At 73.1% G+C, this 24,695-nt stretch carries 22 protein-coding genes; 8 read left to right on the top strand and 14 right to left on the bottom strand.

Annotated features, from left to right (window positions below):
- Nucleotides 1–134 precede the first annotated feature (134 nt).
- The 3 genes from K4S16_RS13110 to mtrA form a co-directional block, all read right to left on the bottom strand.
- The gene (locus K4S16_RS13110; RefSeq protein WP_149259174.1) at nucleotides 135–1,931 is read right to left on the bottom strand and encodes an LpqB family beta-propeller domain-containing protein; all 1,797 of its coding nucleotides are present in this window, start codon (nucleotides 1,929–1,931) and stop codon (nucleotides 135–137) included.
- The gene (mtrB, locus tag K4S16_RS13105) at nucleotides 1,928–3,565 is read right to left on the bottom strand and encodes an MtrAB system histidine kinase MtrB (RefSeq protein WP_235036764.1); all 1,638 of its coding nucleotides are present in this window, start codon (nucleotides 3,563–3,565) and stop codon (nucleotides 1,928–1,930) included. The genes K4S16_RS13110 and mtrB overlap by 4 nt, the downstream gene beginning before the upstream one ends.
- 88 nt (nucleotides 3,566–3,653) lie before the next feature.
- The gene (gene mtrA / locus K4S16_RS13100; protein WP_021598338.1) at nucleotides 3,654–4,331 is read right to left on the bottom strand and encodes an MtrAB system response regulator MtrA; all 678 of its coding nucleotides are present in this window, start codon (nucleotides 4,329–4,331) and stop codon (nucleotides 3,654–3,656) included.
- A 287-nt stretch (nucleotides 4,332–4,618) separates the two neighbouring features.
- On the opposite strand from mtrA, the gene K4S16_RS13095 reads away from it, so the two are divergent.
- The 5 genes from K4S16_RS13095 to K4S16_RS13075 are packed head-to-tail and all read left to right on the top strand — an operon-like array spanning nucleotide 4,619 to nucleotide 9,975.
- Nucleotides 4,619–5,794 carry a hypothetical protein gene (locus K4S16_RS13095; RefSeq protein ID WP_149259173.1) on the top strand — a complete coding sequence of 392 codons (1,176 nt, stop codon included), beginning with the start codon at nucleotides 4,619–4,621 and terminating at the stop codon, nucleotides 5,792–5,794.
- The gene (locus K4S16_RS13090; protein WP_149259172.1) at nucleotides 5,791–6,468 is read left to right on the top strand and encodes a DUF4129 domain-containing protein; all 678 of its coding nucleotides are present in this window, start codon (nucleotides 5,791–5,793) and stop codon (nucleotides 6,466–6,468) included. Before K4S16_RS13095 ends, K4S16_RS13090 begins: the two co-directional genes overlap by 4 nt.
- On the top strand, nucleotides 6,462–7,658 hold the full coding sequence (locus tag K4S16_RS13085) for a DUF4350 domain-containing protein (RefSeq protein WP_149259171.1): 1,197 nt from the start codon (nucleotides 6,462–6,464) through the stop codon (nucleotides 7,656–7,658). The genes K4S16_RS13090 and K4S16_RS13085 overlap by 7 nt, the downstream gene beginning before the upstream one ends.
- A 56-nt stretch (nucleotides 7,659–7,714) precedes the next feature.
- Nucleotides 7,715–8,683 (top strand): MoxR family ATPase, encoded by a 969-nt coding sequence (locus tag K4S16_RS13080; protein WP_235036811.1) that lies wholly within the window; start codon nucleotides 7,715–7,717, stop codon nucleotides 8,681–8,683.
- Nucleotides 8,683–9,975, top strand: a complete 1,293-nt coding sequence (locus tag K4S16_RS13075; RefSeq protein ID WP_149259169.1) for a DUF58 domain-containing protein — start codon at nucleotides 8,683–8,685, stop codon at nucleotides 9,973–9,975. Before K4S16_RS13080 ends, K4S16_RS13075 begins: the two co-directional genes overlap by 1 nt.
- A 186-nt stretch (nucleotides 9,976–10,161) precedes the next feature.
- Here the strand turns inward: K4S16_RS13075 and K4S16_RS13070 are convergent, their stop codons facing one another.
- Nucleotides 10,162–11,157 carry a stage II sporulation protein M gene (locus tag K4S16_RS13070; protein WP_149259168.1) on the bottom strand — a complete coding sequence of 332 codons (996 nt, stop codon included), beginning with the start codon at nucleotides 11,155–11,157 and terminating at the stop codon, nucleotides 10,162–10,164.
- A gap of 71 nt (nucleotides 11,158–11,228) precedes the next feature.
- On the opposite strand from K4S16_RS13070, the gene K4S16_RS13065 reads away from it, so the two are divergent.
- Nucleotides 11,229–12,266: an RDD family protein gene (locus tag K4S16_RS13065; protein ID WP_149259167.1), complete on the top strand. Its 1,038-nt coding sequence runs from the start codon at nucleotides 11,229–11,231 to the stop codon at nucleotides 12,264–12,266.
- Between the two features lie 38 nt (nucleotides 12,267–12,304).
- On the opposite strand, the gene K4S16_RS13060 is transcribed toward K4S16_RS13065, so the two are convergent.
- The 4 genes from K4S16_RS13060 to ahcY (K4S16_RS13045) form a co-directional block, all read right to left on the bottom strand.
- On the bottom strand, nucleotides 12,305–13,204 hold the full coding sequence (locus K4S16_RS13060; protein ID WP_149259166.1) for a hypothetical protein: 900 nt from the start codon (nucleotides 13,202–13,204) through the stop codon (nucleotides 12,305–12,307).
- 154 nt (nucleotides 13,205–13,358) lie between these two features.
- Nucleotides 13,359–13,943, bottom strand: coding sequence for a hypothetical protein (locus K4S16_RS13055; RefSeq protein WP_149259165.1), 585 nt, complete (start codon nucleotides 13,941–13,943; stop codon nucleotides 13,359–13,361).
- A 3-nt stretch (nucleotides 13,944–13,946) separates the two neighbouring features.
- Nucleotides 13,947–15,203 (bottom strand): adenosylhomocysteinase, encoded by a 1,257-nt coding sequence (gene ahcY, locus K4S16_RS13050; protein ID WP_149259164.1) that lies wholly within the window; start codon nucleotides 15,201–15,203, stop codon nucleotides 13,947–13,949.
- 334 nt (nucleotides 15,204–15,537) lie between these two features.
- A complete protein-coding gene (gene ahcY / locus K4S16_RS13045) occupies nucleotides 15,538–16,968 on the bottom strand; it encodes an adenosylhomocysteinase (RefSeq protein ID WP_149259163.1) in 1,431 nt (476 codons plus the stop codon).
- 158 nt (nucleotides 16,969–17,126) lie between these two features.
- Between ahcY (K4S16_RS13045) and K4S16_RS13040 the strand changes: the two genes are divergently transcribed.
- On the top strand, nucleotides 17,127–17,483 hold the full coding sequence (locus K4S16_RS13040) for a MerR family transcriptional regulator (RefSeq protein ID WP_149259162.1): 357 nt from the start codon (nucleotides 17,127–17,129) through the stop codon (nucleotides 17,481–17,483).
- 258 nt (nucleotides 17,484–17,741) lie between these two features.
- Nucleotides 17,742–18,317 (top strand): hypothetical protein, encoded by a 576-nt coding sequence (locus tag K4S16_RS13035; RefSeq protein ID WP_149259161.1) that lies wholly within the window; start codon nucleotides 17,742–17,744, stop codon nucleotides 18,315–18,317.
- On the opposite strand, the gene K4S16_RS13030 is transcribed toward K4S16_RS13035, so the two are convergent.
- The 6 genes from K4S16_RS13030 to K4S16_RS13005 all read right to left on the bottom strand — a co-directional run bounded on the left by K4S16_RS13030 (nucleotide 18,314) and on the right by K4S16_RS13005 (nucleotide 24,662).
- Nucleotides 18,314–18,988 carry a response regulator transcription factor gene (locus K4S16_RS13030; RefSeq protein ID WP_149259160.1) on the bottom strand — a complete coding sequence of 225 codons (675 nt, stop codon included), beginning with the start codon at nucleotides 18,986–18,988 and terminating at the stop codon, nucleotides 18,314–18,316. The two genes, K4S16_RS13035 and K4S16_RS13030, sit on opposite strands and share 4 nt — an antisense overlap.
- A 33-nt stretch (nucleotides 18,989–19,021) precedes the next feature.
- Nucleotides 19,022–20,572 carry a sensor histidine kinase gene (locus K4S16_RS13025; protein WP_149259159.1) on the bottom strand — a complete coding sequence of 517 codons (1,551 nt, stop codon included), beginning with the start codon at nucleotides 20,570–20,572 and terminating at the stop codon, nucleotides 19,022–19,024.
- Between the two features lie 410 nt (nucleotides 20,573–20,982).
- The gene (locus K4S16_RS13020; RefSeq protein WP_149259158.1) at nucleotides 20,983–21,945 is read right to left on the bottom strand and encodes a cation diffusion facilitator family transporter; all 963 of its coding nucleotides are present in this window, start codon (nucleotides 21,943–21,945) and stop codon (nucleotides 20,983–20,985) included.
- Nucleotides 21,946–23,085 (bottom strand): SIS domain-containing protein, encoded by a 1,140-nt coding sequence (locus tag K4S16_RS13015; protein ID WP_149259157.1) that lies wholly within the window; start codon nucleotides 23,083–23,085, stop codon nucleotides 21,946–21,948.
- Nucleotides 23,082–23,264, bottom strand: coding sequence for a Trm112 family protein (locus tag K4S16_RS13010; protein ID WP_149259156.1), 183 nt, complete (start codon nucleotides 23,262–23,264; stop codon nucleotides 23,082–23,084). The genes K4S16_RS13015 and K4S16_RS13010 overlap by 4 nt, the downstream gene beginning before the upstream one ends.
- Nucleotides 23,265–23,306: 42 nt before the next feature.
- Nucleotides 23,307–24,662 carry a phosphomannomutase/phosphoglucomutase gene (locus K4S16_RS13005; protein ID WP_149259155.1) on the bottom strand — a complete coding sequence of 452 codons (1,356 nt, stop codon included), beginning with the start codon at nucleotides 24,660–24,662 and terminating at the stop codon, nucleotides 23,307–23,309.
- Nucleotides 24,663–24,695: the final 33 nt, after the last annotated feature.

Raw genomic sequence — 24,695 nt, 5'->3', positions numbered from 1 at the left:
CCGCCCCGCCGTTCACAAACTGTGGATAACTCTCGGCGACCCCGCTGTGACAGAGATCGGCGGCGACGGCCGGCCGCACCTCCGGCCCGCCGCGCCCCTCCCTGCCAGAGCCCTCAGCCCGCCAGGAGGTGCCCTCAGCCGGGGTAGGAGGGGTCCTTGGCGGGGGTTGGGCACATCCAGGCGCTGTAGGAGTTGCTCGGGGAGCGCTGGCGGCAGACCTGGTCCTTGCCGGACGAGCGGGTGCCGATGAGGATCGGGGCCCCGGGGGCGGCGGCGATCGTGCGGGGCTCGCCGAGCGAGCCGACGCCCAGCGACGTGATGGCGCTGCCGCTGATCGGCATCAGGAACGGAAGCGTCTGCGAGTCGCGCTTGGCGCGGCCCAGGACGGCGAGGGTGCCGTAGTCGCGCCAGGCGAGGTCGACGGCGTCCTGGAGTTCGGAGCTGACGGGCAGGAACGAGCCGACGTCCAAGGCGCCGTCGGGAGCCCGGACGATGCGCCCCAACTGGACCTGCGGACGGCCGTCGATGCGGGCGATCACGGCCGCGCGGACGCCGTCGCGGGCGACGCGGAAGGCGAGGACCTCGCGGCCGCCCAGGCCCCAGTGGGCGGCCCGGACGGGCGGCTGCCCGCGCCTGCGCACCCACAGCGAGGACTCGTTCTTCTTCGTCTCCACGATCCACAGGGCGCCGTCGTGGCTCCACGTCGGCGGGGTGAAGTGGGCGCCGGGGCGCGCGGTCAGCAGGAGCCGGGGCACCGGCTGGCCGGTGACGGGGCCGGCGACCAGGACCTGGCTCTGGTCGGCGCTCAGGCCGGCGAGCTCCTGGTGGTCGGGGGCCACCGCGGGACGGGACAGGCGGCCCGCGGCGCCGGTCACGACGGGCTGGGCGCGGTCGCTCTCCAGCGTCCCGAGGAAGCCGGAGGGGCCGACGACGTAGGCGTTCTGCCGCACGCCCTCGCCCGGGACCTGGCCGTCGGGCGAGTTGCCCTCCCAGGCGTTCACGGGCTGGGTGGCGTCCATGTCGTCGGGCGCGACGGTCTTCCCCTCGATCGACAGCCGCCACGACTTGATCTCCGAGAGCTGCCGCATCGTCCACGCGAGCTGCGCCGACATGCGCTCGACGTCGCCGCCGCGGGCCTGCCCGGTGAGGTCGACGGTCGCGACGTCCTTGTCGATCTGCACGCCGCGCCGGAGCCGGGTGCCCTCCGGGAAGGCGGTGTCGACCGCGCCGTTCAGCCAGGAGGTCGGGCCGGCCAGCAGGGCCTGGACGAGCTGGGTGGGCAGGGTCTGCCGGTTCACGACGGGCAGGAAGACGCCGTTCGGGACGAGGGTGCGCCGGTCGGGCGCGAAGAAGTAGAGGTTGACGGTGCGCATGGCGCGCTCGACGTCGTCCTTGGTGAGCAGCAAACCGGCCTTGTCGTCGCCGGGCAGGCCGGTGATGCGCCAGACGCCCTGCGGCGTCTTGGCGAGCTGGAACGTGGCGTCGAGCGCCTTCGGGGAGGCGGTGTACTGGCCGTCGGCGGTGATCGTGCCGAGTTCCTCGCCGGTGACGCGGACGGTGGCCTGGTCGCCGGACGACTTGATCACGTGCGGGTCGGTGATGCGGCTCGCGAGCACGGTCACGAAGGGCCGCAGCCCGGGGTTCCAGGACGTCTGGCCGGACAGATACTGCTTGGCGACCCGGTGGCCGTCGTCGAAGCTCGCGGAAGCGGCGAGGAACCCCGAGACGATCTGGTCGGGCCCCCACTCGGGGCGCGGCTTCACCGGGATCAGCCGGACGTACGGGTCGTCGACGCGCTCGGCCCGCTCGGGCGGCCTGCCGGAGACGACCTGCCCGCCGCTCGGGACGTTCGCGCAGCCGGCGCCGCCGAGGACCAGGACGGCGACGACGAGCAGCCGCGTGATCCGCCGGGTTCCCGCGCAGGGGCTCATTCGCCCGCCTCCAGTTCCGCGAACAGCGGGCGGGCGTCACCGGCCCCGGGCGGGACGAGCGGCAGCGGCGAGCCCCGGAGCTCGGCCCCGGCCACGCGCGGCAGCGAGAGGCGGAACTGGGAGCCCGCACCGGGCTCTCCCCACGCCTGGAGCCAGCCGCCGTGCAGCTGCGCGTCCTCCCGGGAGATCGACAGGCCGAGGCCGGTGCCGCCGGTAGTGCGGGCGCGGGCCGGGTCGGCGCGCCAGAAGCGGTCGAAGACCATCTGCCCCTCCCCCGGTTTCAGCCCGACGCCGTGGTCGCGGACGGCGACGGCGACGGCGTCGCGGTCGGCGCCGACGGAGACGACGATGTCCTCGCCCTCGCCGTGCTCGACGGCGTTGACGAGCAGGTTGCGCAGGATGCGCTCGACGCGGCGGCGGTCGACCTCGGCCATGCAGGGCTCGCCGGGCAGCTGCAGGATGACCTTGCTGCCCTTGCGCTCGGCGAGGCCCTGAATGTCGCCGACGACGCGCAGCACGAGGTCGCGCATGTCGAGGGACTCGGCGTCGAGCGTCGCGGCGCCCGCGTCGTGCCGGCTGATCTCCAGCAGGTCGGCCAGGAGGGACTCGAACCGCTCCAGCTGGCTCTGCAGCAGCTCCGCGGAGCGTCCGACGGACGGGTCGGCGAAGCCGTCGCGGCTCTCGTAGAGCATGTCCGCGGCGATCCTGATGGTGGTCAGGGGCGTGCGCAGCTCGTGGGAGACGTCCGAGACGAACTGGCGCTGCACCTGGGACAGGTCCTCCAGCTCGCCGATCTTCTCCTGGAGGTTGGCGGCCATGTCGTTGAAGGAGCGGGCGAGGCGGGCCAGGTCGTCCTCGCCGCGGACCCGCATGCGCTCTTCGAGGCGTCCGGCGGCGAGCCGCTGCGCGCCCTGGGCGGCGAGCCGCACCGGGATGACGACCTGCCGCGTGACGAGGGAGGCGATCGCGGCCAGGAGCAGCACCAGGACGATGCCCACGCCGGCGAGGGAGCGGCTGACGTTGGTGAGGGTCTGCTGCTCCTGCGTCAGCGGGAACAGGTAGTACAGCTCGAACTGGCCGGTCCTGCCGCCGACGATGAGGCCGCGCTCGTCCGGACGGTGGCCGAAGTAGGACAGTTTCCCGTAGGTGTAGGCGCGGGAGCCGGCGGGCGCGTTCCTGAGCTCCTCGCGGAGCCGCTTGGGGACGCTCTCCTCGCGCAGCTCGTTGGTGCTGTACCCGTCGAAGTACTGCTCGGTCGTGTCGCGGATGTAGACCTCGTAGAGCCCGGACGGCCCGCTGCGCGCCTTCAGCCGGTCGATCGTCGAGTTCAGCCTGCTGCCGTCGCCGGTGGTGTTCCCCAGGTCGCGCTGGACCTGCGCCAGGCCGTCGTCCAGCTGGAGGCGGGCGGCCTTGACCTTGCCGTCCATCAGCGCGGACGACACCTGCTGCATGAGGAACGCGCCCAGGATCGCCACCACGATCGCGGAGATGAACAGGGTGGACGTGACGACCCGGACCTGGATCGACCGCCGCCAGCGCAGGTAGGCGGCGCTCGCTCCGCCCTGCAGGACGCGGCGGACGGCGCCCAGCCCGCGCCGGACGAACCGCTTCGCCCTCCGCATGTCGACGTTCATGGGAGGTCCGCGAGGCGGCGCGGCGGGGCGGAGGGGCGCTGGTGGGTCATCGGCGTGTCACGGGGACGGCGGCACGGCGGGAGGGGCCTCAGGCCGGGCCGGCCTTGTAGCCGACACCGCGCACGGTGACGACGATCTCGGGCCGTTCCGGGTCCTTTTCGATCTTGGCGCGGAGCCGCTGGACATGCACGTTCACCAACCGGGTGTCGGCGGCGTGCCGGTAGCCCCAGACCTGCTCCAGCAGCACCTCGCGGGTGAACACCTGGCGGGGCTTGCGGGCGAGGGCGACGAGCAGGTCGAACTCCAGCGGCGTGAGCGGGATGTGCCGGTCGCCGCGCTTGACCGAGTGGCCCGCGACGTCGATGGTGATGTCGCCGATCTGCAAGGTCTCCGGCGCCGGCTCGTCGGTGCGGCGCAGGCGGGCGCGCACGCGCGCCACCAGCTCCTTGGGCTTGAACGGCTTGACGATGTAGTCGTCGGCGCCCGACTCCAGGCCGAGGACGACGTCCACGGTGTCGCTCTTGGCGGTCAGCATGACGATCGGCACGCCGGACTCGGCGCGGATCTGCCGGCACACGTCGATGCCGTCGGCCCCCGGCAGCATCAGGTCGAGCAGCACGAGGTCGGGCCGGGTCTCCCGGAACGCCTCGAGCGCCTTGTCGCCGTCGTGGACGAAGGAGGGCTCGAAGCCCTCGCCTCTCAGCACGATGCCGAGCATCTCGGCGAGTGCGAGATCGTCGTCGACGACCAGTACACGTCCTCTCATGGCCCTCATCGTCACAAAGTCGGGGTTCGGTGGAGTGGGGCGCGATGCTCCGGCGCCACCTCGCCAGGGAGAGATATGCCTCGGCGTGCAAGGTTACCCGCGTTTGCGTCATACGGCGCTCCCTCGAACCGTCCGGCCGACTCGCGATCGGGGGCGACTCCCGAAACCATCGCAAGTTTCACGCCGCGCCCGTGACAGGATGACCTGACCGGCGGTCGCGAACGGGCCCAGAACGGGCACGGGCGGACACGCCGCCAACCCCCCGCCGGAGATCGCAGGGAGACGGGATGCCGGGACCGGACGGCTGGGACGACGCCGCCGACGCCGCCGACGTGACGCGGGGCGTCCCGTTCCGTCCCATGTCCATCTCGGAGATGCTGGACGGCGCCATCGCCGGGATCCGCCGCAGGCCGCGCGCCACGCTGGGCCTCTCGGCGGCGGCCGCCACGCTGATCCAGGCGACGAGCTCGGTCGCGGCCTACTTCTTCATCGGCGAGGAGGCCCGCGACGAGGTCACCCCCGACGTGCTGATGGAGTCGCTGGGCGCTCAGCTGACGCTGTCCCTGCTCGGGATGGTGCTGTCGGCGTTCGGGATCCTGCTGCTTGCGGGGCTGATGGCGCCGATCCTGGGGCGCGAGCTCCTGGGCATGCCGATCGCGCCCAGGCAGGCGTGGCGGGACGCCCGGCCCCGGCTCGGGCGGCTGATCGCCACGACGGCGGCCGTCATGGGCATCTCCCTGGGCGCGCTGGTCCTGCCGGTCGTCCCGTTCTTCGTGCTGATCGCGGTGGGGGCGCATCCGGCGCTGACCGTGCTCGCGGGAGTCTTCGGTTTCCCCATCGGCATCGGGCTGATGGTGTGGCTGTACATCCTGTTCGTCCAGGCGGTGCCCGCCGTCGTCCTGGAGCGGCAGACCGTGGGCGGCGCGCTGCGCCGCGCGAGGACGCTGTCCAAGGGCCGGTGGTTCCGGACGTGCGGGACGCTGGTGCTCGCCCTGCTCGTGACCGTGTTCATGGGCTTCTTCGCGTTGCGGATCCCGTTCCTGTTCGCACAGTTGATCTTCTTCGGCGACGCCTCCGGCAGCGGGGCGACGATGGGCGCGCTCGCGGTGGACACCGCGGGCCGGATCGTGGCCTGGTCCGTGGTGATGCCGTTCGACGCGGGTGTGATCGCGCTGCTCTACATGGACCGGCGGATGCGCCGCGAGGGCTTCGACCTCGACCTGCGCACCCGGGGCCGCTCGGCCGCGGCCGTCGCCGCCGGCGAGCGGGAGGCCGCGGGGACGCCAGCGCCCGCCGGCGCGCAAGGGACCGGCGGGGCTCACGAGGCCGGGGAGCAGGAAGGCGGCGGCGAGCAGGACGGCGCCGGAGAGCAGGACGGCGCCGGAGAGCAGGACGAGGGGTTCATCGGCCTGTGGCGGACGGGTCCGCCGCAGGCGCGTCCGTGGACGGGGGCGGGCACGTGATTCTCGATCCGATCGGCCGCGACGAGGCCCGCGAGATGGCCCGCCGCGAGCTGGAAAAGCAGATCTACCAGCGCGACAAGCCGTCCGGGCTGGAGCGCCTCTGGGACGACTTCTCCGAGTGGCTGCGCCACCTCTTCCAGAAGGCGCCCGCGCCGGAGTCGCAGGGCAGCGGCGGCGGATGGCTGTCCATCGTCGTCATCATCGTGATCGTGCTGGTCGCGGTGGCGCTGGTGGTGTGGCTGATGTGGGGGCGCCGGAACCCGCGCTCCCGCAAGGGCCCGCTGCTGGAGGACGCGCCGTCCACCGCGCTCGACCACCGCGAGGCCGCGGAGCGGCACGCGGCGGAAGGGCGGTGGGCCGAGGCGATCCGCGAGCGGCTGCGCGCCATCGCCCGCGACCTCGAGGAGCGGGCGGTGCTGGCGGCGCGCCCGGGGCGGACCGCGGACGAGCTGGCCGCCGAGGCGGGCGAGGCGGTGCCGGAGCTGGCGGGCGAGCTGGCCGCGGGCGTGCGGATCTTCGACGACGTCTGGTACGGGGACCGTCCCGGCACCCCGGAGGGATACGCGCGGATGAAGGAGCTGGACGAGCGGCTGCGGGCCGCGCGGCCGAAGCCGCTGGAGTCCGACGACCTCACCCTGGCCGGATCCGGCGACGAAGGGGGGCCGCGATGGTGACGGCCTCCCCGCCGCGCGGCGGGGCGCCGGCGGCCGAGCCGTCCGCCCGGCAGGTCGCGGGGCGCCGCTGGCGGTCGGCGCGGGGCATCGTCGCGGCGGTCCTCGCGCTGGTCGCGGTCGCTGTGGCGCTGGCCGCGCTGCGCCCCGCCGCGTCGGCGGAGGAGCTCGACCCGGAGTCGCCGAAGCGGGACGGCAGCCGGGCGCTCGCCGAGATCCTCAGGCGGCACGGCACGCCGGTGACGGTGGCCCGGAGCACCGGCGACGCCCTCGGGGCGGCCGCGCCGGGCACGGTCCTGGTGGTGACGCGCACCGAGCGGCTCACCGAGGACGACCTGGCCCGGCTGAGCTCGACACCGGCCGACGTCCTGCTCGTCCGGCCGACGTCGTTCGCGCTGGACGCGCTCGCCCCGCAGGTGCGCAGGAAGGGCCCGTCGTTCGACGGGAGCGCCGAGCCGGGCTGCGACCTGCCCGCGGCGACGCTCGCGGGCAAGGTGGCCTTCCACGAGTCGGACACCTACGAGGCCTCGGGTTCCACGGCCTGCTACGGGACCGACTACGGCGGCGCGAGGCTCGTCCAGATCCGCGACGGCGTGCACACCGTCACGGTGCTCGGCGCGACGGCCCCGCTGACGAACCGGAGGCTCACCGAAGAGGGCGACGCCGCGCTGGCCATGAACCTGGTCGGCGCGGGCTCCTCGGCGGTCTGGCTCGCTCCCGGCCTGCCCGAGGCGGGGGCCGGCGCGGGGCAGCGGTCGCTCGGCGACCTGCTGCCGTTCGGGGTGAAGCTGCTCATCCTCGAACTGCTCGTCGCGGTGCTGCTGGTGGCCCTGTGGCGGGCCCGCCGCCTCGGCCCGGTCGTGGCGGAGGCGCTGCCCGTCGTCGTCCGGTCCGCCGAGACGGTCGAGGGCCTCTCCCGCCTGTACCGCGCCGGGCGCGCCCGCGACCGGGCCTCGGACGCCCTGCGCTCCGGCGCGCGCGAACGGCTCGTGCCGCTCCTCGGGCTGCCCCGCAGCAGCGCGCAGGACCCCTCCGCCGCACAGGAGATCGTCACGGCGGTCGCCCGCCGCACGGCGTACGAAGAGACGTACGTCGGAGCGGCCCTGTACGGTCCTGAACCCTTGGACGACGCCGGGCTGATCGCCCTCACGGACGTCCTCGACGACCTGGAAAGGCAGGTACGCGAGTCTTGAACCCCCCTGTAGAGCTCGGGAAGGACGACGTGCCCGGCGGCGCGGGGCCGGGCACGATCTCCGAGGACGCCCGGCGCCAGGCCGAGACGGCCCGCGCGGCGCTCGCGGCCCTGCGCGCCGAGGTCGCCAAGACGGTCGTCGGTCAGGACTCCGTGGTGACCGGGCTGGTGATCGCGCTGCTCTGCCGCGGCCACGTCCTGCTGGAGGGCGTCCCCGGCACGGCCAAGACGCTGCTCATCAAGACGCTGTCGCGGGCCCTCGACCTCGGCTTCAAGCGCGTCCAGTTCACCCCCGACCTGATGCCGGGCGACGTGACCGGCTCGCTGGTGTACGACAACCGGACGGCGGAGTTCGAGTTCCGCGAGGGGCCGGTCTTCACCAACCTCCTCCTCGCCGACGAGATCAACCGGACGCCGCCGAAGACGCAGGCGTCCCTCCTGGAGGCCATGGAGGAGCGCCAGGTCTCGGTGGAGGGCGCCGCGCGCGCTCTGCCCGACCCGTTCGTGGTGTGCGCGACGCAGAACCCGATCGAGTACGAGGGGACCTATCCCCTGCCCGAGGCCCAGCTCGACCGGTTCCTGGTCAAGCTGACGGTGCCCGTCCCCACCCGGGACGAGGAGATCTCCATGCTCCAGCGGCACGCGGCCGGGTTCGACCCGCGCGACCTGTCCGAGGTGAAGGCGGTCGCCGGAGCGGCCGAGCTGGCCGCCGGGCAGGCCGCCGTCCGGACCGTCCACCTCGACCCCAAGGTCGCCGCCTACGTCGTGGACCTGTGCAGGGCCACCCGGCAGTCCCCGTCGCTCCAGCTCGGCGTGTCGCCGCGCGGTGCGACGGCGCTGCTGGCGACCTCCCGCGCCTGGGCGTGGCTGTCGGGCCGCGACTACGTCACCCCGGACGACGTGAAGGCGCTGGCCAGGCCCACGCTGCGGCACCGCGTCCAGCTGCGCCCCGAGGCGGAGCTGGAGGGCGCGACCGCCGACGGCGTGCTGGAGGGCATCCTCGCCCACGTCCCCGCCCCGCGCTGATGGCGCTGACCGGCCGCCTCGGCCTGCTGGCCCTCCTCGGCGCGATCGTCCCGCTGTTCGCGCCGAGCTGGTGGACGCTGTTCGCGGTGTGGGGCGCCCTGCTGCTCGGCGTCCTCGCCGACCTTGCCCTGGCCGGGAACGTGCGTGCCCTGCGCTTTCACCGCGCCGGCGACACCAGCGTGCGCCTCGGCGGGACGGCCCAGGTGGCGCTGGTCGTGGAGAACCTCGGCCGGCGGCGCCTCAAGGCCCGGCTGCGGGACGTGTGGCCGCCCAGCGCGGGCGCCGCGCCCCGCGTGGTGAAGGTGGACGTGCCCGCCGGCGAGCGGCGCCGCGTCGAGATGGCGCTGACGCCCACGCGCCGCGGCGACCGGAAGGCCGTCACCGTCGTCGTCCGCTCCGTGGGGCCGCTCGGGCTGGCCGCGCGGCAGCTCTCCCGCTCCGCGCCCTGGACCGTCCGGGCGCTGCCCGCGTTCCCGTCCCGCCGCCACCTGCCGGCCAAGCTCGCCCGGCTGCGGGAGCTGACGGGCGCGCACGTCGCGCTGATCCGCGGGCAGGGCACCGAGTTCGACTCCCTGCGCGAGTACGTGGACGGCGACGACGTCCGCTCCATCGACTGGCGCGCCACGGCGCGGCGCGGCGACGTGGTCGTGCGGACATGGCGGCCCGAACGCGACCGGCGCATCTACCTCGTCCTCGACACCGGCCGCACGTCCGCGGGCCGCGTCGGCGACATCCCCCGGCTCGACTGCTCGATGGACGCGGCGCTGCTGCTCGGCGCGCTCGCGTCCCGCGCCGGCGACCGGGTCGACCTGCTCGCCTACGACCGCCGCGTCCGCGCCCGCGTCGAGGGCGCGTCCCGGACCGACCTGCTGCCCGCGATGGTGCACGCCCTCGCGCCGCTGGAGCCGGAGCTGCTCGAATGCGACGCCGCCGGGATGGTGTCGACGCTGATGGCGCGCGTCCGGCAGCGGTGCCTCGTCGTGCTGCTCACCGAGCTGAACACCGCCGCGATCGAGGAGGGGCTGCTGCCGCTGCTGCCGCAGCTCACCGCCCGGCACCTCGTCATGATCGCCGCGGTCTCGGACCCGCGGCTCACGGAGATGGCGGAGGCCCGCGGCGACCTGGCGTCCGTCTACGACGCGGCCGCCGCCGAGCGCGCGAGAGCCGAACGCCGCCGCCTCACAGCCGAACTACGAGGCCACGGCGTAGAAGTGGTGGACGCCCCACCCTCAGAAATAGCCCCCGCCTTGGCCGACGCCTACCTGGCCCTGAAAGCCGCAGGGCGCTTGTAGGGACCCCAGCCCCAGCAGCAACCACGCACCAACCCCAATGGTTGCGATCGCGTCCGAAGGCAGATTCGAGCGAAGCAAGAATCTGATCGCGCAGCGAGCCGCCAAGGCGAGACGGAGCGATGCCAGCGATCGCCCGCGTTTCTCGACGATGGAGGGCCTTCAAGGCCCGAAGGGAGGAGAGGAACGCTAAGCAGAGACCGGGGCTAGGTCGGGGTGGAGGTCGCTGTCGCCGGTTTCGCCTTGGCGGACGGCGCGGCGGCCTAGGACGATCACGTAGCCGAGGAACGCGACCTCGGCGACGACGCCGATCGCGATGCGCAGCCATGTGATGTGGACCCAGCCGGTCACGAAGCCCTCGATGAGGCCGGACACGAACAGCACCGCGACGAGGCCGATGGCGATGCTGACGGCCGCGCGGCCCTCCTCGGCGAGGGCCTGGCCGCGGCGGCGCGGGCCCGGGTCGATGATCGTCCAGCCGAGCTTGAGGCCGCCGGCGCAGGCGAGGTAGACGGCGGTCAGCTCCAGCAGGCCGTGCGGGAGGATCAGCCCGAAGAACACGTCGCCCTTGCCGTAGGCGAACATCAGGCCGCCGCTGATCCCGAGGTTGACCTGGTTCAGCAGCAGGACGAACACGGTCGGGATGCCGAGCAGGATCCCGAAGATCAGCGCGGTCGCCGACACCCAGGCGTTGTTGACCCACACCTGGAACGCGAACGACGAGGCCGAGTGCTCGGTGTAGTAGTTCGCGAAGTCGTGCTCGACGAGTTCGCGGATCTCGTCCGGCGTCCCGATGGTGGCCTGCACCTCGGGGCTGTGCACGACCCAGATCGCCAGGGCGAGCGCCAGCAGGTTGCCGAGGACGGCGTTGCCGATCCACCACCACCGCATCCGGTACGCGGCGGCCGGGAACGACACGGTCGCGAAGCGGGTGACGTCGCGCCAGAGCGGCGCCTGCGCGCCCGCCACCGCGGCCCTGCCGCGCGCCACGAGCGACGACAGCCGTCCCACGAGCTGCGGGTCCGGCGAACTGGACCGCACGACCGACAGGTGCGTCGCCGTGCGCTGGTAGAGCTCGACCAGTTCGTCGGCTTCCGCGCCGGTCAGCCTGCGGCCGCGGTTGATGAGCCGTTCGAGGCGCACCCATTCGGCGTTGTGCTCGGCCACGTAGGCGTCGACGTCCACCCGGCGAGACTAACGCCTCGACCCGCGAAACCGGCACAATGGGCCATCCACCGTAATTGGAGGAAGAGGATATGGCCGATCTCGTCACCGGCGAGGCCGTCGCGCTCGACCTCCGGGTCGCGCGGCTGGCCAGCCGCGGCTGCGCCCTCCTCCTCGACCTGATGATCCAGGGCGTGCTGCTGAACAGCGTCGTCTACGTCACGTCGATGACCTCGCTGGTGGCCGACGAGGCGTGGACGGTCGGGCTGTCGCTGCTCGGCGTCGTCGCCGTCCTCGTCGGCTACCCGTGCCTGTTCGAGACGCTCACGCGGGGGCGGACGCCGGGCAAGATGGCCCTCGGGCTGCGCGTCGTCGGCGACGACGGCGGGCCGGTCCGGTTCCGGCAGGCGCTGGTGCGGGCGCTCGCCGGGTTCGTCGAGTTCTGGATGTTCTACGGCTCGCCCGCGCTGATCACCTCGTTCTGCAACCGGCGCGGCAAGCGGCTCGGCGACCTCTTCGCCGGGACGATCGTCATCCAGGAGCGGGTGCCCGCGTCGGCGCTGTTCGGTCCGGTCGCCGTGATGCCGCCGCAGCTCGCCTGGTGGGCGCGGACGCTGGAGCTGTCGATGCTGTCGGACGAGCTGGCGATGACGGCCCGGCAGTACCTGTCGCGGTTCTGGGAGCTGCTGCCGGAGGTCCGCGACTCTTTGGGGCAGCGGATCGCCTCGCAGGTCGTCGCGGTGGTGAGCCCGCCACCGCCGCCGGGCGTGCGGCCCGAGATCCTGCTGTCGGCCGTCCTCGCCGAGCGCCGGCACCGCGAGGAGCGGCGGCTCGCCGAGCGCCGCGCCCGCCGGATGCGCCGCCTCGGCCTCCCCGCGTGGGGCGCCGCGCCCGTTCCCGTCCCGGCGATGGCGATGGCGGGGCCCCCGCCCTCCGGCCCGCCGCGGCAGGGTCCTCCCGCTCCCCCGCCGTTCAGCGGCCCCGGGCCCGGGCAGCCGCGGTTCCTTCCGCCGCCCCAGTACGGCGCGGGGCCGTACCAGGACGTCCTGAACGCTCCCCGGCCGCCCGCGCCGTACCCGGCGGGCCCAGTCGGCCCTCCGCAGCCGCAGGGCCCCTATCCGGGCTACTGACGGGCGGGGCGGGCGCACCGGAGATCGAGGGCGGCGCCCTACCCGGGAAGCGAGCGCAGCCGCTCGCTCAGGGTCGGCCGCAGTTTCTTCAGGCACAGCACCGGCCGGAACGCGCCTTCGCTCGTCATGTAGTTCGTGGCCTCGGCCGGGCACTCCTTCGCCGTGGCCACCCTGCCGACGACCTTCGCGACGGCGTCGCTGGACCCGCACTGGGCCTTGCCCAGGTCGCCGACGTTGAACGAGGGGTCCTCGATGCAGTCGCCAGGGGACAGCACGCCGCCGCCCGCACCCAGGCACAGCACCGGGTTCGCCACATCGCCGCCCCCGCCGAAGGACCGCATCTTCATGGTCTCCAGCGTCTTGGACGGGCACGACTTCTCCGTGGCGACGCGTGCGACCACCTTGCCGTACCAGTCCGGCTTGGAGCACGGCTGCTCCTTGCCGAAGCCGACGGAGCCGCTGCTCACGCAGTCGCCCGCCGCGAGGAAGCCTCCGCCCGCGCCCGGGTCGCCCGGGTGGGAGCCCTTGACGTTGCGCACGCACGCCTCGTAGTAGGTCTTGTCGTCCTTCTTGCCGCGGACGTTCGTGAAGCCGTCCGTCCCGGCGGGGCAGTCGGGCTCGGCACGCGCGCCGAACTGGAAGGCGGACGCCTCGCGCTTGCCGACGACCTTCAGCACCTTGGCCTTCGCCTTGGCGTCGTCGCAGCTCACCCGGAGGCTCGGCGGGATCCGGTCGCCGTCGTCCATCGCGAAGGCGGTGTCGACGCACTGCTCGGCCTTCACCGGGCCGGTCGGCGCGCCCGTCCCGTTGAGCGCCAGGAACGCGACGCCGGCCAGCACGACCGCGCCCGCGGCCGCCACGGCCGCCCACACGATCGGCGAGGGCCGCTTCGCCGGCGGCGGCCCCGGCGGACCGGCGGGCGGGAACGGGCCGGGCATCGGCGGGCCGCCCGCCGGCGGCTGCCCCCAGCCCTGCCCCTGGCCCTGGCCTGGCCCTTGCCCCTGACCTGGCCCCTCCGGAACCTGCCCGTACACGGCACGACCCCCATACCTGATCTTGTCGGAAGAGGTAGGAGAAGATACCGCAGGCAGGTCAGGGCAGGTTCGCCGTGTTCGGCGGCGACTCCAGGGCGGTGAGCTCGATCCCGGGCGCGGCCAGCACGACGTCCCCGGCCAGGTGCACCGTCTCGACCTCGCCCGTGGAGAGGTCGGTGACCTCGTACTCCGCGACGGGCAACGGCTCGGTCTCCGTCTCGTAGACGGACGTCCCGGCCAGCCGCCAGCGCCACAGGGTCGTCAGGGCCGACAGCGACGTCCCGCTCAACCGGACGAGGCGGACATCGGTCTGCGCGCCCTCGTCCAGCCCCAAGGACCGGGCGACGGCCACGAGGAAGCCCGGCGAGTCGGCGAGGAAGCCCGACGCCTGCTCGGCGTGCTCGGTGCCCGTCTCACCGGCGGCGCGCACCCAGGCCAGTTCGCGCCCGGTCACGCCGCCGCGCACCCACCAGCCGGGCGTGACGACCTCGACGCGGATCTGCCGCCAGCGCGCGTCGACGACCAGGTCCACGCGGACGCCGTCGGAGCGCGTGGAGGTGTACCGCCACCCGCCGGGCCCGGGCGCGCACTGGAAACGCTCCTCGACCCCCTCGTCGAGGTGCAGGTACGTCCCGGCGGGCACGGGTCAGGACCCGATGCGCCAGGACCGGAGGTACTCCTCCTGGTCCGGGGTCAGCAGGTCGATGGAGACCGACATCGACGCCAGCTTGAGCCGCGCGACCTCCGTGTCGATCTCCTTCGGCACGTCGTGGACGGCCGCGGGCAGCGATTCGCAGGCCGTGGCCAGCCACGCGCACGTGAGGGCCTGGTCGGCGAACGACATGTCCATCACGGCCGCCGGATGCCCCTCCGCGGCGGCCAGATTGACGAGACGGCCCTCCGCGAGCAGCACCAGGCGCCGCCCGTCGGCGAGCACGTACTCGTCCGTCTGCGGCCGGATCCCGTGGTGCACCTCCACGGCCATGTCGCTCAGGGCACGCACGTCGATCTCGACGTCGAAGTGCCCGGAGTTCGCGAGGATCGCCCCGTCCTTCATCACGGCGAGGTGGTCGGCGTTCACGACGTCGCGGTTCCCCGTGACGGTGATGAAGACGTCGCCCTCCTCGGCGGCCTCGGCCATGGGCAGGACGGCGAATCCCTGAAGCGTCGCGTCCAGCGCCTTCACCGGGTCGATCTCGGTGACGACGACCCGCGCCCCGAGGCCGCGCGCCCGCTCGGCCAGCCCGCGCCCGCAGTAGCCGAAGCCCGCGATGACCACGGTCTTGCCGGCCAGCAGCGTGTTGGTCGCGCGCACGATCCCGTCGAGCGTCGACTGGCCCGTCCCGTACCGGTTGTCGAACATGTGCTTGGTGTCGGTGTCGTTCACCGCGACCACGGGGAACTTCAGCGCGCCCTCGCGGGCCATCTGGTGCAGCCGGATAACGCCCGTCGTCGTCTGCTCGCACCCCGCCTTCACCGTGCCGAGCAGATCCGTCCGGTCGGTGTGCAGGGTGTTGACCAGGTCGCAGCCGTCGTCCAGGACGAAGTCGGGCCCGGTCTCCAGCGCCTGGTGGATGTGCGCGTAGTACCCCTCGCGGTCGATGCCCGCGCGAGCGAACACCTCGGCCCCGTACTCCTCCACGAGCGCCGCGGCGGTGTCGTCCTGCGTGGAAAGCGGGTTGGACGACGCCAACGCCACACTCGCGCCGCCCGCCTGAAGGGTGCGGATGAGCCCGGCCGTCTCGGTCGTGATGTGCATGCACGCCGCGACCTTGAACCCCTCCAGCGGCCGCTCGGCGGCGAACCGCTCCCGGATCTGCCGCAGCACCGGCATGCTCCGATCCGCCCACTCGATCCGCTTGACGCCTTCATACGCCAACGACCGATCCGCGATATCGCTCATCAACACACCCTTACGAAGCGGCTGCCGGACGGGGTGACCCCCGTCCGGCAGTCCCAATACGCGCACTCTCCCCCGGCCGAGGCCAGCGATCGCCGTATCGCGACGACCTCAGCCACCACAGCAACCACGCAACGACCTCAATGGTTGCGATCGCGTCCGAAGGCAGATTCGAGCGAAGCAAAAATCTGATCGCGCAGCGAGCCGCAAGGCGAGACGGAGCGATGCCAGCGATCGCCGCAGTGCTCGACGATGGAGGGCCCTCCGGGCCCGAAGGAGGAGGGCACTGCAATGGGCACAGCAGGGCCGCTAGGCCCGAAGGAGGAGAGAAATGCAATTAGTACCTGTAGTGGTCGGGCTTGTAGGGGCCTTCGACGTGGACGCCGATGTAGGCGGCCTGCTCCTTGGTGAGCTCGGTGAGCTTGACGCCGAGGGCGTCGAGGTGGAGGCGGGCGACCTTCTCGTCCAGGTGCTTGGGCAGGACGTACACGCCGACCGGGTACTCGTCGGTCTTGGTGAACAGCTCGATCTGCGCGATGACCTGGTTCGTGAAGGAGTTGGACATCACGAAGGACGGGTGGCCGGTGGCGCAACCGAGGTTCATCAGGCGGCCCTCGGCGAGGACGAGGATGGAGTGGCCGTCGGGGAAGCGCCACTCGTGCACCTGCGGCTTGATCTCGATCTTCTCGATGCCCGGGACCTTGGCGAGCCCGGCCATGTCGATCTCGTTGTCGAAGTGCCCGATGTTGGACACGATCGCCTGGTGCTTCATCCGGCCCATGTGCTCGGCCGTGATGATGTTGAAGTTGCCGGTGGTGGTGACGAAGATGTCGGCGCGGTCGACGACGTCCTCCAGGGTGGTGACCTGGAAGCCGTCCATCGCAGCCTGCAGCGCGCAGATCGGGTCGATCTCGGTGACGATGACCCGGGCGCCCTGGCCGCGCAGCGCGTCGGCGCAGCCCTTGCCCACGTCGCCGTAGCCGCAGACGACGGCGACCTTGCCGCCGATCAGCACGTCGGTGGCGCGGTTGAGGCCGTCGATGACGGAGTGGCGGCAGCCGTACTTGTTGTCGAACTTCGACTTGGTGACCGAGTCGTTGACGTTGATCGCCGGGAACGCGAGGGTGCCGGCCTTCGCCATCTCGTAGAGGCGGTGGACGCCGGTCGTGGTCTCCTCGGTGACGCCCTTGATGCCGGCGGCGGCCTCGGTCCAGCGGCCGGGCTTGTCGGCGATGGTGCGGCGGAGGGTGTCGAGGATGATGCCCCACTCCTCGGGGTCGTCCTCGGTGGCGGTCGGCACGGCGCCCGCCTTCTCGTACTCGGCGCCCTTGTGGACGAGGAGGGTCGCGTCGCCGCCGTCGTCCAGGATCATGTTGGGGCCGGTGCCGTCGGGCCACTGCAGGGCCTGGTCGGTGCACCACCAGTACTCTTCGAGCGTCTCGCCCTTCCACGCGAACACCGGGACGCCCTTCGGGTCGTCGACGGTGCCCTCCTTGCCGACGACGACCGCGGCGGCCGCGTGGTCCTGGGTGGAGAAGATGTTGCACGAGACCCAGCGGACGTCGGCGCCGAGCTCGACCAGCGTCTCGATCAGCACGGCCGTCTGGATCGTCATGTGCAGCGAGCCCATGATCTTGGCGCCGCGCAGCGGCTGGGCGGCGGCGTACTCCTCGCGCACCGCCATCAGGCCCGGCATCTCGTGCTCGGCGAGCCGGATCTCCCGGCGCCCGAAGTCGGCCAGCGACAGGTCGGCGACCTTGTAGTCCATGCTTTCGTTGCTCCCTTGGTCATGTGCGCGCCGTCGGGTACGCGAGGTCTTGACGGGCGAGTGCACGGCCGCGTCAACGGTGGCGAGTCTACGGCCGCCCGGCGCGCCAAGGCACGGCCGGGGAGGACTTCCTGACACGAATTTGTCAGAATCACCCCATGCGTATCACGGAGGCCGCCCGGCGGCTCGGCACCTCGCCCCGGATGCTCCGCTACCGGGAGGCCCTCGGCCTGCTGCCCGTCACCCGCGAGGCCGCCCTCGCCAGGCGCGGCGGCGGCCACCGCCGCTTCGGCGAGGCCGAGCTGCGCGCGGTGGCGCTGGCCCTGGCCCTGGAGAAGCGCTACGACATAGGCCCCGCCGAACTGGCCTTCGGCCTGAGAGTCCTGGCGGAACCCCAGGTCCAGGCCCACGTGCGCGAACTGGGCGAACGCATCGGCCGCCTCTCCGCCCCACCGACCCGAGCCCTGGACTTCGAAAAGGAAAAGGCCATGCGCCTACTCCGCCGCCGTCCTTAGACCTCCACTTTCGTCCGAACAACAGCCTCAGCCACCCCGGCAACCACGCAACGACCGGACCGGTTGCGATCGCGTCCGAAGGCAGGTTCGAGCGGAGCGAGAACCTGATCGCGCAGTGAGCCGCCAGGCGAGCCGGAGCGATGCCAGCGATCGCCGCAGTGCCCGACGATGGAGGGCCGCCAGGCCCGAAGGAGGAGAGCACTGCGATGGACACCGCTAGCATCGCCCCGTTCCGCAAGGCGGCGAAGGGCGGCAGGAGTGCGTTCCATTCTCTACGGGGTGGTCGGCATCGTCATGGGTGTCGGCCTCTTTGTGGGCGGCATCGTGTCGGGCGGCGGCGACGAGGTGAAATGCGGGAGCCGGACGATGTCGCCCGGCGACACGTGCACGACGATCCGCAAGGGCAACGCGACCAGGCGCTCCTATGAGGAGCAGAAGTCGCAGAACGGCCGCGAGAACATCCTGATGATGGTCGTCGGGCCGCTCGTGGCGATCGGCGGTGTCGTGTTCCTCGTCGGCGGGACGTCCGGGCGGCGGCGCCGCGTCCACCACGCCGCCCACCCGCCCACGCCGCAGGCCCAACATGTCGTCCCGCCTGCACAGCCCGGTTACCCGCCCGCGCCTTACGGCGGTCAGCCCGGCCATCCCGCCCCGCAGGGATATCCGCCGGCCGCTCCGCACGGGTACCCGCCGGCCGCTCCGGGCGGGTACCCGCCCGGAGCGCAGCCCTCGTATCCGCCTGCTCAGCCCTCTTATCCGCCTGCTCAGGGTGCATATCCGCCGCCGGGGCAGCCGTATCCGCCGCACGGCGGGTACCCGCCCTACCGGGGCTAGCCCGCCGCGTTTTCTCCTGGGACGACCACGCCCGACTCGTAGGCGAGCATGACCGCCTGGGCGCGGTCGCGGAGGCCCAGTTTGGTGAAGACGCGCGCCACGTGCGTCTTGACGGTGTGCTCGCTCACGAACAGGCGCTGCGCGATCTCGCCGTTGGACAGGCCGCCCGCGATCAGGACGAGGACCTCGGTCTCGCGGGCGGTCAGCGTCGACAGCTCCGACGGGGCCTGCGGGCGGCTGCGGCGCTGCTTGGTGAACTCGCGGATGAGGCGTCCGGTGACCTGCGGGGCCAGCAGCGAGTCGCCGCGCGCCACCACCCGGACCGCCGAGACCAGCTCGTCGGCGGTCGCGTCCTTCAGCAGGAAGCCGCTCGCGCCGACGGCGAGCGCCTCGTAGACGTACTCGTCCACGTCGAACGTGGTGAGGACCAGCACCCGGACGTTCTCCGCGCCGGGCAGCGCGAGGATGCGGCGGGTGGCCTCGATGCCGTCCATGCCGGGCATCCGGATGTCCATCACGACGACGTCCGGACGGCGGCGCTCGGCGATCGCCACGGCCTCCCGCCCGTCGCCGGCCTCGCCGATCACGGTGATGTCGTCCTGGGCGGCGAGCAGGGCGGCGAACCCGGCCCGCACGATCGTCTGGTCGTCGACGATCAGCACGTTGATCACAGCGGCCGCCCCGGAGGCGCGGGGACGGCGGGGTCAGGGGCGGCCGGGCGGCGCCTGCGAACCGTGTCCACGGATGGAATTCCCCTCACTCGTCACCGGAAGCTCGGCCTCCACCAGGAACCCGCCCTGGGTGGCCGGGCCGGCGGAGAACCGCCCGCCCAGCATGGTCGCACGTTCCCGCATCCCCACGAGGCCATGTCCGCCGGCTGATCCGGGCGCCTCCAGCCGGGTGCGGCCGGCGTCCGCGGCGGTCGGGCCCGCGGGGTCCGCTCCTGCTGTACGGGGGCCGGGATCCGGCCGGTTCAGGACCTGGGTGGCCGCGGAGGCGCCGTCGTCCTGGACGCGGACCGCGAGCCGGTCCGGCAGGAACGTCAGGTCGACGCGGACGCCGGCGCCGGGCGCGTGCCGCCGCGCGTTGGTCAGCGCCTCCTGGACGATCCGGTACGCCGACAGCTCCACCGTCGTGGACAGGGCGCGCGGGTCGCCGTGCACGGCGAGGTCGACGTGGCCGCCGGCGCCGCGGTGCTGCTCGATCAGGTCGGGCAGCCGGTCCAGGCGCGGCTGCGGGGAGTTCGCGGCCTCCGGCTCGGGCGCGGCGTCGGCGCGCAGCACGCTGAGCAGCCGCCGCATCTCCACCAGCGCCTCCCGGGCCGTCTTGGCGATCTCGGTGTAGCCGGCGCGGGCCTCGGGCGACAGGTTCTCCATCGTGTACGGGGCGGTCTCCGCCTGCACCGCGATCATGGAGACGGAGTGCGCGACGACGTCGTGCAGCTCCCGGGCGATGCGGGCGCGCTCGCGCATGACGGCCTGCTCCCGCTGGACGGCGGTGAGCCGGGTGAGGGTCTCGTTGGTGCGCTCGGCGGCCTCCGCCTCCGTCCGGCCGGCGGACTCCACGACGCGCCGCGCGTCGCCGAGGCCGATGGCGGCGAGCACCGCGACGATCGCCGCGGGCCACGGGACGTCGTCGAGGGTCCCGGTCGCGAGGTAGACGACCCCGAGGGCGGCGACGCTGCCGACCGCGAGGACGCCGGTGGACTGGCGGGGCAGCCGCCGTCCCAGCGCGTACAGCGTGTAGAGGGCCGCGAAGCTGGTCGTGACCAGCAGGACCTGCCCGGTGAGCAGGCTCGCCGCGACCGCGCTGAGCACGACGGCCGCGACGGCGCGCAGGTTCTCCCGGCGCCACACGAGCGGGAGCGTCGCGGCGACCGCGAACCCGCCCGCCAGGCTGAGCGGGGAGTCGGCGCGCGGCGCGAGCTCCGCCAGCGCCGCGATCGTCAGGGCCAGCCCGGTCAGCGGCGCGAAGTACCAGGACCCGACGACCTCCCGCCACGTGTTGATCCAGCGGGGCAGCGGCGCCGTCTGCCCGGGCGGGGCGCCGGGACCGCGTCCCGCCCCGCCGTTCAGCCGGGCGCCGAGCCTGACCGCGAGCGGGCGCAGGAGCGTGCCGATGCCCGTGAGGATCCACAGCAGCAGCTGCCCGACCCCCGCTACGATCCGGCCGGACAGCCGCCACGCGTGGTGCGCGACGGCTGGGCCGAACCCCGCGGGGTCGGGTCCGGTCCGGGCCTTGTCGTCGGTCGTCACCCCTCAATACTGACCGCTGAGGCGGGCGGTGGCCTCACCACGCGGGTGTATGCGGGACGCGGGGATCCGTCTGGAGTACCACCCGCTTTCCCTCCTTGAGGGGGACGTGCGGAGGAGTGCCGCGAACGTAGTGTCTTAACCGTGACCGCGACGGTGGCCGTCGCCGACGTAGGGGGTTCGGCGGGGTCGCCGCGGTCACACCAGAACCGCCCGGTTTCAGGGGTCCGGGCGGGGAGGCATGGGAAAGCACCTCGCCGGACGGCCGCGGCTCGCCTCCTCGGAGGCACTCGCCGGTCTCGCCTGGGCTGGGGTTCGGCCGGCGCCTGCGGCGGCCGCCCGGTGAGGGGTCCCATGTCCCGGCGCGGCCCGTCGAGCGGGCCGCGCGGAACGTCCTCGCGCGTCGTCCTGGGTCAGGACGTCGCGGGCGTCTCCGGCTTCCGCGTCTCCTCGACGCGCGTGCGGGACGCCTCGTCCAGCGCCGGCTCCAGGTAGATGAGCTTCGCCTCCGGGATCTGCGCCCGGACCCTCGCCTCCGCCGCGTCGATGCCGCGGGCCACGTCCGCGGCCGTGTCGTCGTGGTTGACGGCGATCTTCGCGGCGATGAGCAGCTCGTCCGGACCCATGTACTCGGTCCTGATGTGGATGAGGTGGTCGACCTCGTCCACCGACTCCAGCGCCTCGATGATCCGCCGCTCGGTCTGCGGGTCGACGCCCTCGCCGATCAGGAGGCTCTTTGTCTCGATCGCCAGGATCGTCGCGACCGCGCCGAGCAGCAGCCCGATCGCCACGGTGCCGACGCCGTCCCAGACGCCGTCGCCGGTGGCCACGGCCATGGAGACGCCGAAGAGGGCGAGGAACAGGCCGACGAGGGCGGCGAGGTCCTCCAGCAGCACCACCGGCAGTTCGGGGGCCTTCGCGCGGCGGATGAACGACCACCAGGACTGCTCGCCGCGGACCTGGTTCGACTCCTTGATCGCCGTGCGGAACGAGAACGTCTCCAGGCCGATCGCGACGATCAGCACCGCGAACGCCCAGACCGGGGACTTGACCTCCTCCGGGTGGGAGATCTTGTGGTAGCCCTCGTAGAGCGAGAACGCCGCGCCCACGGTGAACAGGACGACCGCGACCACGAACGCGTAGAAGTAGCGTTCGCGCCCGTACCCGAAGGGGTGCTGGGGGGTCCGGTCGCGTTCGGACCGCTTGCGGCCGAGGAGCAGCAGCCCCTGGTTGCCGGAGTCGGCCACCGAGTGGATCGACTCGGCCAGCATCGACGACGAACCGGTGAACGCGAACGCGACGGCCTTCGACGCCGCGATCCCGAGGTTGGCGGCCAGCGCGGCGACGATGGCCTTCGTTCCACCCTCAGCACTCATCTACGCAATCCTCGCTCTGAGCTCTTGTACGGCAGGCTCGGACGCGGGGTCCACGCCGAGCGCGATAGCCAAGTAAACCGTGACATAGTCGGCCAGCGCGATCAGCGACGCGATCCTCTCCAGGGGATGGTCGCCCTCGGCCCGGATCTCGGTGACCGCCACGCCCCGGTCGCGGGCCAGCGCGGCGGACGCCTCGCACCGCGCGCGCACCCGAGGGTGCTCCTCCGGGTCGCGCATGACGACGAGGTGCAGGCCGTGCTCGGGTTCGTCGACCCGGTCGCGGAAGAAGTCGTCGGGGTCGGCCGGGGAGCCGCCGCGGGCGAAGAAGCCGTCGAACACCGCCACCTGGTTGCGGCCGGTCTCCGGGACCTCGCCGAACACCGCCGGGTACTTGGCGTTCTCGTTGAGCTGGCAGCACATCCGGTACGCCGCCGCGGAGGAGAGCGCCGACGAGCCCCACACCAGCGGCACGTCGCCGGCCAGGTCGAGGGCGAGGCGCTTGGCCGGGTTGACGAACGGCTCGCTGGACGGACGGCACCGGTGCGCGACGTCCTCCAGCAGCGCGGCCGTGGACTCCAGCACTGTGTCGGGGACGTCGGCCAGCCGGAGCGCCCGGGCGGCGAGGAGCAGGGGGACCGTCATGCTCCACAGGGCAGAGCGCGCCGGCCCCTGGGAGCGGACGGGGACGACGACGCCGCGGCTCCTTCCGGCCAGCTCCGCGAGCGGCGAGTCGGCCTCGCCGACCACCAGGAGCCGGGAGCCGCGGCGGGCGGCCTCCGCGGCGACCTCCAGCGTCTCTTCGGCGGCTCCGGAGGGGGAGACCGCGACGACCATGTCGGCCGCGCCCACCCAGCCGGGCAGCCGGTAGCCGCGCACCGTGGAGATCGGGACGGCGCAGCCCGTGCCGCACACGGCCGCGAGCACGTCGCCCGGGACGGCGGACGCGCCGGTGCCGGCGACCACGATCGCGCGGGGGCGGCCGTCCTCGGCCAGCCCGGCGACGCCGGCCTCCGCCGCGGCGCGCTGCGCCTCACGCACCTGCGCCGCCGACGCGGCGACCTGCCGCAGCACGCCGCCGGGATCCGCCGCCTCGGCCGCCTCCGCGTCCTCCAGCCGGGAGGGGTCGAGGGAGGCGCTCACGAGGCGGGGGTCCTGGCCTCGTCGACGAGGAGGACGGGGATGTCGTCGCGCACGGGGTAGGCGTAGCCGCACGAGCCGGTGCACACCAGCTCGTCGGCCGCCTCGTCGGCGCGCAGGTCGCCGCCGCAGTTCGGGCAGGCGAGGATCTCCAGGAGCCAGGAGTCCAGCTTCATCGTCATGGCAGCGTCACATCTCCCTTGCAGTCGCTTTTCCCGGCCCGGTCACTTCTCCCTGACCAGGGCCAGTACCTCGTCGCGGATCGCCGCCATGGTGCCCTCGTCGCCGGCCTCGGCGTTCAGGCGCAGCAGCGGCTCGGTGTTGGACGGACGCAGGTTGAACCACCATCCGGCGGCGTCGTCGCGGACGGTCAGCCCGTCCAGCTCGTCGATCTCGACGCCGGAGCGGCCGGCGAAGGCCTCCCTGACCTTCGCGGCGGCCGCGTCCTGGTCGGCGACCTCGCTGTTGATCTCGCCGGACGCCGCGTAGCGGGTGTACTCGCCGAGCAGCTCCGACAGGGGGCCGTCCTGCTCCCCGAGGGCGGCCAGGACGTGCAGCGCCGCCAGCATGCCGGAGTCGGCGAACCAGAAATCGCGGAAGTAGAAGTGCGCCGAGTGCTCGCCGCCGAACACCGCGCCGGTCTCGGCCATCGTCTGCTTGATGAACGAGTGCCCGACCCGCGTCCGCACGGGCGTCCCGCCGTGCTCGGCGATGATCTCCGGGACGGCCTTGGAGGTGATCAGGTTGTGCACGATCGAGGAGCCCGGGTGCTTGGCCAGCTCCCGGGTCGCGACCAGCGCCGTGATCGCGGACGGGGAGACGATCTCGCCGCGCTCGTCCACCACGAAGCAGCGGTCGGCGTCGCCGTCGAAGGCGAGGCCGATGTCGGCGCCGGTCTCGCGGACCTCGGCCTGCAGGTCGCGCAGGTTCTCCGGCTCGATCGGGTTGGCCTCGTGGTTGGGGAAGGTGCCGTCCAGCTCGAAGTACAGCGGGACCAGGTCGATCGGCAGGCCCTCGAACACCGAGGGGACGGTGTGGCCGCCCATGCCGTTTCCGGCGTCCACGACGACCTTGAGGGGGCGGATGGACGACAGGTCGACCAGCGTCTTGAGGTGGTCGGCGTAGCCCTTGAGGATGTCGCGCCGCGTCACCGTGCCCGGCTCGCCGTCGTAGCCGGGCACGCCGTTCTCGATCATCTCGCGGATCTCGGTGAGCCCGGTGTCGCGGCCGACGGGGCGGGCGCCCGCGCGGCACAGCTTCAGCCCGTTGTACTTGGCCGGGTTGTGGCTGGCGGTGAACATGGCGCCGGGCAGGTCGAGGTCGCCGCTGGCGTAGTAGAGCATGTCGGTGGAGCCGAGCCCCGCCTCGATCACGTCCGCGCCCTGGGAGGTGGCGCCGCGTGCGAAGGCCTCCGCCAGCGGGACCGACGACTCCCGCATGTCGTGGGCGGTGACGACCGCGCTCGCCCCGGTGACGCGGACGAACGCCGCGCCGGCCGCCTCGGCGGTGGCGGGGTCGAGCTCGTCCGGCACCACGCCGCGGATGTCGTACGCCTTGAAGATCTTGGCGAGGTCGCCCACTCCTGCTCCCTGTCCGAAGAACCGTGCGCGGAA

The sequence above is a fragment of the Actinomadura sp. K4S16 genome (genome assembly GCF_008327685.1).
Taxonomy (GTDB): Bacteria; Actinomycetota; Actinomycetes; order Streptosporangiales; family Streptosporangiaceae; genus Spirillospora.
The sequence above is the reverse complement of the archived record's forward strand: the minus strand, read 5'-3'. Positions and strand labels throughout refer to the sequence as shown.

Excerpts from the sequence above, each read along its gene's own strand:
- K4S16_RS13110 (WP_149259174.1), bottom strand. The coding sequence starts at position 1,931 with ATGAGCCCCTGCGCGGGAACCCGGCGGATCACGCGGCTGCTCGTCGTC.
- mtrB (WP_235036764.1), bottom strand. The coding sequence starts at position 3,565 with ATGAACGTCGACATGCGGAGGGCGAAGCGGTTCGTCCGGCGCGGGCTG.
- mtrA (WP_021598338.1), bottom strand. The coding sequence starts at position 4,331 with ATGAGAGGACGTGTACTGGTCGTCGACGACGATCTCGCACTCGCCGAG.
- K4S16_RS13095 (WP_149259173.1), top strand. The coding sequence starts at position 4,619 with ATGCCGGGACCGGACGGCTGGGACGACGCCGCCGACGCCGCCGACGTG.
- K4S16_RS13085 (WP_149259171.1), top strand. The coding sequence starts at position 6,462 with ATGGTGACGGCCTCCCCGCCGCGCGGCGGGGCGCCGGCGGCCGAGCCG.
- K4S16_RS13075 (WP_149259169.1), top strand. The coding sequence starts at position 8,683 with ATGGCGCTGACCGGCCGCCTCGGCCTGCTGGCCCTCCTCGGCGCGATC.
- K4S16_RS13065 (WP_149259167.1), top strand. The coding sequence starts at position 11,229 with ATGGCCGATCTCGTCACCGGCGAGGCCGTCGCGCTCGACCTCCGGGTC.
- K4S16_RS13060 (WP_149259166.1), bottom strand. The coding sequence starts at position 13,204 with ATGCCCGGCCCGTTCCCGCCCGCCGGTCCGCCGGGGCCGCCGCCGGCG.
- ahcY (WP_149259164.1), bottom strand. The coding sequence starts at position 15,203 with ATGAGCGATATCGCGGATCGGTCGTTGGCGTATGAAGGCGTCAAGCGG.
- ahcY (WP_149259163.1), bottom strand. The coding sequence starts at position 16,968 with ATGGACTACAAGGTCGCCGACCTGTCGCTGGCCGACTTCGGGCGCCGG.
- K4S16_RS13040 (WP_149259162.1), top strand. The coding sequence starts at position 17,127 with ATGCGTATCACGGAGGCCGCCCGGCGGCTCGGCACCTCGCCCCGGATG.
- K4S16_RS13020 (WP_149259158.1), bottom strand. The coding sequence starts at position 21,945 with ATGAGTGCTGAGGGTGGAACGAAGGCCATCGTCGCCGCGCTGGCCGCC.
- K4S16_RS13010 (WP_149259156.1), bottom strand. The coding sequence starts at position 23,264 with ATGACGATGAAGCTGGACTCCTGGCTCCTGGAGATCCTCGCCTGCCCG.